At 61.5% G+C, this 4,713-nt stretch carries 6 protein-coding genes; 4 read left to right on the top strand and 2 right to left on the bottom strand.

Annotated features, from left to right (window positions below; translation table 11 throughout):
* The first annotated feature begins 117 nt into the window (after window positions 1–117).
* On the top strand, window positions 118–609 hold the full coding sequence (locus tag HX869_RS29465; RefSeq protein WP_177035444.1) for a GNAT family N-acetyltransferase: 492 nt from the start codon (window positions 118–120) through the stop codon (window positions 607–609).
* 165 nt (window positions 610–774) lie between these two features.
* Here the strand turns inward: HX869_RS29465 and HX869_RS29460 are convergent, their stop codons facing one another.
* Complete coding sequence (locus HX869_RS29460) at window positions 775–2,214, bottom strand: amidase (protein WP_178904063.1); 1,440 nt, start codon at window positions 2,212–2,214, stop codon at window positions 775–777.
* 101 nt (window positions 2,215–2,315) lie between these two features.
* On the opposite strand from HX869_RS29460, the gene HX869_RS29455 reads away from it, so the two are divergent.
* Both HX869_RS29455 and HX869_RS29450 read left to right on the top strand, forming a co-directional pair.
* On the top strand, window positions 2,316–2,882 hold the full coding sequence (locus HX869_RS29455; protein WP_178904062.1) for a TetR/AcrR family transcriptional regulator: 567 nt from the start codon (window positions 2,316–2,318) through the stop codon (window positions 2,880–2,882).
* Window positions 2,883–2,898: 16 nt separating this feature from the next.
* Entirely contained in the window at window positions 2,899–3,324 is a 426-nt protein-coding gene (locus tag HX869_RS29450) for an N-acetyltransferase (RefSeq protein ID WP_178904061.1), read from the top strand.
* Between the two features lie 3 nt (window positions 3,325–3,327).
* On the opposite strand, the gene HX869_RS29445 is transcribed toward HX869_RS29450, so the two are convergent.
* Entirely contained in the window at window positions 3,328–3,843 is a 516-nt protein-coding gene (locus tag HX869_RS29445; protein WP_256736801.1) for a GNAT family N-acetyltransferase, read from the bottom strand.
* A 132-nt stretch (window positions 3,844–3,975) separates the two neighbouring features.
* Between HX869_RS29445 and HX869_RS29440 the strand changes: the two genes are divergently transcribed.
* Window positions 3,976–4,656: a class I SAM-dependent methyltransferase gene (locus tag HX869_RS29440; protein ID WP_178904059.1), complete on the top strand. Its 681-nt coding sequence runs from the start codon at window positions 3,976–3,978 to the stop codon at window positions 4,654–4,656.
* The last annotated feature ends 57 nt before the right edge of the window (window positions 4,657–4,713 follow it).

Here is a 4,713-nt window from a genome sequence, read left to right as displayed (position 1 = left end):
AAAGCTCGACGGCTCCCATAGGGGGTCGGTGGTGTGAGTGGGTTTTGTGTTCGGCGGTGCTGTCGGGGTGTTCTTTCTTTATCATGGGGGCTGTCGTTCAATTTCTCTGGTAACCCAATGCACGCCCTCACCTTCCGTAACGCCAACCCCGCAGACGCCAACCGTTGCTACGAGATCGAAATCTCGGCCTACGAAGGCGATGAAGCCGCGACCCTGGAAAAGATCGCCACGCGCATTGCGCTGTACCCGCAAGGCTTTCTGATCCTGGAGGCGGATGGTGTTGTGGTCGGTTTCATCAACTGCGGTTGCGCCGATGAAGTGGTGATGTCGGATGAGGCCTTCAAGGAGTTGGTCGGGCATTCAGCCGATGCGCCGAATGTGGTGATCATGTCGGTGGTGGTGGATCCCGCCCAGCAAGGCAAGGGCTACTCCACGCGCTTGATGACGGAGTTCGTGCAGCGCATGCAGGCGATGGGCAAGAAGACCATTCACCTGATGTGCAAGGACCAGCATGTGGAGCTGTATAAGCGCATGGGCTATCGCTATGTGCAGCCGTCGGCGTCGGACCACGGCGGGATGGCGTGGCATGAGATGGTGATGGATATCTAGCCATCACACTTCCCTCTGTGGCGAGGGAGCTTGCTCCCGTTGGGGTGCGAAGCGCCCCTGATTCAGTGGATACGGTTTTTCAGAGACCTGGTGACTGGTTTTGGGGCTGCTGCACAGCCCAACGGGAGCAAGCTCCCTCGCCACAGGGAAAGCATTTGCCTTGGGTTACAGGTTTCCCCCGGCCCACACGTGCGGGCGACGTGCAGCCCAAGGCGTTGCCCGTTCCAGTTGCGTCGCCAGGCCAAGCAACATGCCCTCCTGACCAAACGCGCCCATGAACTGCATGCCGATCGGCAGCCCGCTCCGGGAATCATGACCCAGCGGCACCGACATCGCCGGCGCGCCAATGACATTGGCCAGCGCGGTAAACGGCGAATGCGCAAACACTCGATTCATCCACCCTCGCCCGTCCAGTTGCGCCTGGCCCTGGTTGTAGTCGCCGATCATCGGCGCCAGCCCGGGCAGTGTGGGCGACAGCAGAACGTCATATCGCTGGAACAGGTCACCCATGTGGCGCGCGACGATGTTGCGTTCCCACAGGGCCCCCAACAGGTCTGTCGCTTGCAGTGACTTGCCCAGGCGATACAGCGCCAGTGTCGCCGGTTCCAGGTATTCAGCGCTGATCGAACGACCCGTCGCGCCGGCAACTGCATCTATCCAGGCTGCCGTGTTCGACGACCAGAAACGCGCATTGAGTTCGACAAACGCTTCCCAACTCACGCCAATGTCCGGCTGGATTTCTTCAACCTGATGACCCAGTGCTTCCAGTTGTTTGGCGGTATTGAACAGCGCCTGTTCCACCGCCGGATGCAGCTTCTGCCCGTTTAAAGGCAGGCTCTGGAGGGCAATGCGCAACGAACCGGGCGCCCGTTGGGCAAGCGCCGAAAAGCTGTTTTCTGGCGGTGCTATGTGAAACGGATCTCCAGGCGCGCCGCCATGGATCGCGTCGAGCATGCCAGCGCTGTCGCGTACCGAACGGGTCAATACCCCGTGCACTGCCAAACCACTCCAGACTTCGTCGACGTCCGGCCCCATGGGCACGCGACCACGGCTGGGCTTGAGCCCGAACAGGCCGCACATGGACGCGGGTACGCGGATTGAGCCGCCGCCATCGGTCGCATGCGCCACCGGTACCAACCCCGCCGCCACCGCCGCTGCCGAGCCGCCGCTGGAACCACCGGCGCTGCGCTGCACGTCCCACGGGTTGCGGGTGGGGCCTGAAAAGCGGCTTTCGGTGGTGGTGCTGGCGGCGAATTCGGGGGTGGTGGTGCGGCCCAACGGCATGAGGCCGGCGCGGCGCAGGCGGGTCATCAGTTCCGAGTCGGCATCGGCGGTGCAGCCCTGCGCGAGCGCGCTGCCGAGTTCATTGCGGCGACCTGCGGCGCTGACGCCCAGGTCTTTGAGCAACAGCGGCACGCCATGGAACGGGCCTTGGGCCGCAACCGGTTCATCGTCCCAGGCTTCCACCAAGGCGTTGATCTGCGGGTTGACGGTTAAGATGGCTTGCAAGGCCACCGCGCGCACCTCGTCGACACTGACAGCGTGGGTGTGGATCAGGCGTGCCAGGCCGGTAGCATCCTGATCGGCATATTCAGACAGGTACATGAAACCCTCCAAACGGGTATGATGAATACTCTTCGGTATCGAACGATACCGACAAGTATCATGCGATACTCCATGGTATCGCTGTCAAGTGGAGAATGTGCATGCGTGCGCAACGGACACCTCAACTGCCGCCCCGCGAGCGGATCGTCGATGCGGCGCAAACGCTGTTTGTCGAACAGGGCATCACCCGTGTCAGCGTGGATGCCATTGCGGCACTGGCCGCCTCGACCAAGATGACCGTGTACCGGCATTTCGAGAATAAGGATGCGCTGGTGCTGGAGTGGCTGGAGCGCCTGACGGAAAGCTACAGCGATGTGCTGGATGGCCTGGCGCAGCAACACCCCGACTCCCCCAGGGAACAGCTGCTGGGCTTGGCGGTTTTTATCGTCGAAGACCTGGAACGGGCGGGCTATCGCGGTTGCCCGTTTACCAACACCCTCGCGGAAATTCCGGAGGCCGATCACCCTGCGCGAGCGCTGATCCAGGCGCATAAAAAACGCCAGTTTGAGCGGGTGAAGCTGCTGTGCACGCAGCTCAAGGCGAGCAAGCCCGGGGAGCTGGCTGAAGAGCTGACGTTGTTGATGGAAGGTGCCCAGGTGGTTGCGCAAAACAAAGGCGTGGATCAGGTGGGTGAACGGCTGATGCGGATGGTGCGGGAACGGCTTTGACAGGGAGCAGAACCTGATGAAACAGCATTTGATTGAGATAGGTGACCAACCAGACGCCGAAGCCGAGCAGCTTCTCGGCAAGGGACTCGCCACCTTCAACGAACACATCACCGGCTCCAATGACCGACGTCCGTTGACGGTGCTGATCAAGGATCCCGACACCGGTGAAACCCTCGGCGGCATCACCGGCAAAACCAGCCTCGGGATGGCGTTCCTCGACCTGTTCCATTTGCCCGATGCGCTGCGTGGTTCAGGCCTGGGTACATCGCTGCTGAAGGCGTTCGAAGACGAAGCCCGCCACCGAGGGTGCCGCTCGGCGGTGCTGTACACCATCAGTTTCCAGGCCCCGGAATTTTACGAGAAGAATGGGTGGGTACGTTTTGGTGAAATACCATGCGACCCGCAAGGCAGCAGCCGGGTTTTCCTCAGCAAAACGCTCTGACGGCTAGACGCCAAGCCTTTTGCCAAACAACCGATTTTCATGGGTTTCATTCTGGAACGTATACGTAGGCGCCCCCAATAGCTCATAACCACGACGCGGGTAAAAACCCAGCGCCCGCTCGTTGCCGACCCACACCGTCGCCCACAACAAAGAAGCGCCACCCTGCCCTGCGCGCTGTTCAGCCGCTTGCAGCAAACGGTAGCCGAGTCCGAGTCCGGTAAACCGTTCCTGGATGTAGAGCCGCTGCAACTCCGCCGCCTTCGGGGTTGAGATCAGCGCATGGCCGGTGTCCATCGCCACCTGGGCAAACCCCACCAGATGCCCGTTGGATTCAGCGACGATGATGGCCGTGCCCGGCTGGGCGATCAGCGCGGAAATCGTCTGGGGCGAAAACGCTTGCAGCGCCTCGGCGGCGATTGAGTCGCGAATGCCTTCGGTGGCGTAAGTATCGAGAAAAACCTGCATGCCCAGCACACCAACGCATAACGCGTCTTCAGGCCGTGCATCGCGGATAAGCATGTCGGGAAGCATTCGAGGGGTACTCTCAAAATCAGCAAAGGCAACGTTTTAACACAACTGCACATCTCTTCAATTGCCAGCCTGAATTTGCCCCAGTAGGGTTGTCGCTTCCCCCGCCAACAGGAGCCAGCAATGACCTGGTTTTCAGATCCCGACGCTGTCGCCCGCTACGCCGAAGGCCCGGTGAGGCTGGTGCCGGGTTTCGAGTCCCTGCAGCGCATGACCACGCTGCTATTGCGCGAAAGCGTCTCGGCCACCGGCAAGGTATTGGTACTCGGCGCAGGCGGTGGGCTGGAGTTGAAGAAGTTTGCCGACAGTCAGCCCGAGTGGCAGTTTGTGGGGGTGGACCCGTCTGCCGAGATGCTGAAGCTGGCCGAGGCCACCTTGGGTCCGCTGATGGCCCGGGTGCAGTTACATGAAGGCTATATCGATACCGCGCCCGAGGGGCCGTTCGATGCCGCCACGTCCTTGCTGACCTTGCATTTCATCCCGGCCGAAGAGCGTCTGCAAACCCTGAAAGAACTGTGGCGGCGCTTGTCGCCGGGCGCGCCTTTGATTGCGGCGCATCACAGCTTCCCGCAGTCGTCGCCAGAGGAAAAAGCGCGCTGGCTGAAGCGTTATGCGGCCTATGCGGTGGATTCCGGCGTGCCGGCTGAAGATGCGCAGCGGGCGATTGCCGCCATCAGCAGCCACTTGCCGGTGCTGTCACCCAACGACGATGAAGCGCTGCTACGGGAGGCAGGCTTCGAAGGTGTGGAACTGTTCTACGCGGGCTTCAGCTTCAAGGGCTGGGTTGCGTACAAGCCCGCCTAGCTTCCGGGGGAGGCTTACCAACTCCCCGACGCCCCACCCCCACCACTGGCACCACCA

This window comes from Pseudomonas sp. P7779 (assembly GCF_013386315.1).
In the GTDB taxonomy this organism is placed as follows: Bacteria; Pseudomonadota; Gammaproteobacteria; order Pseudomonadales; family Pseudomonadaceae; genus Aquipseudomonas.
The sequence above is the reverse complement of the archived record's forward strand: the minus strand, read 5'-3'. Positions and strand labels throughout refer to the sequence as shown.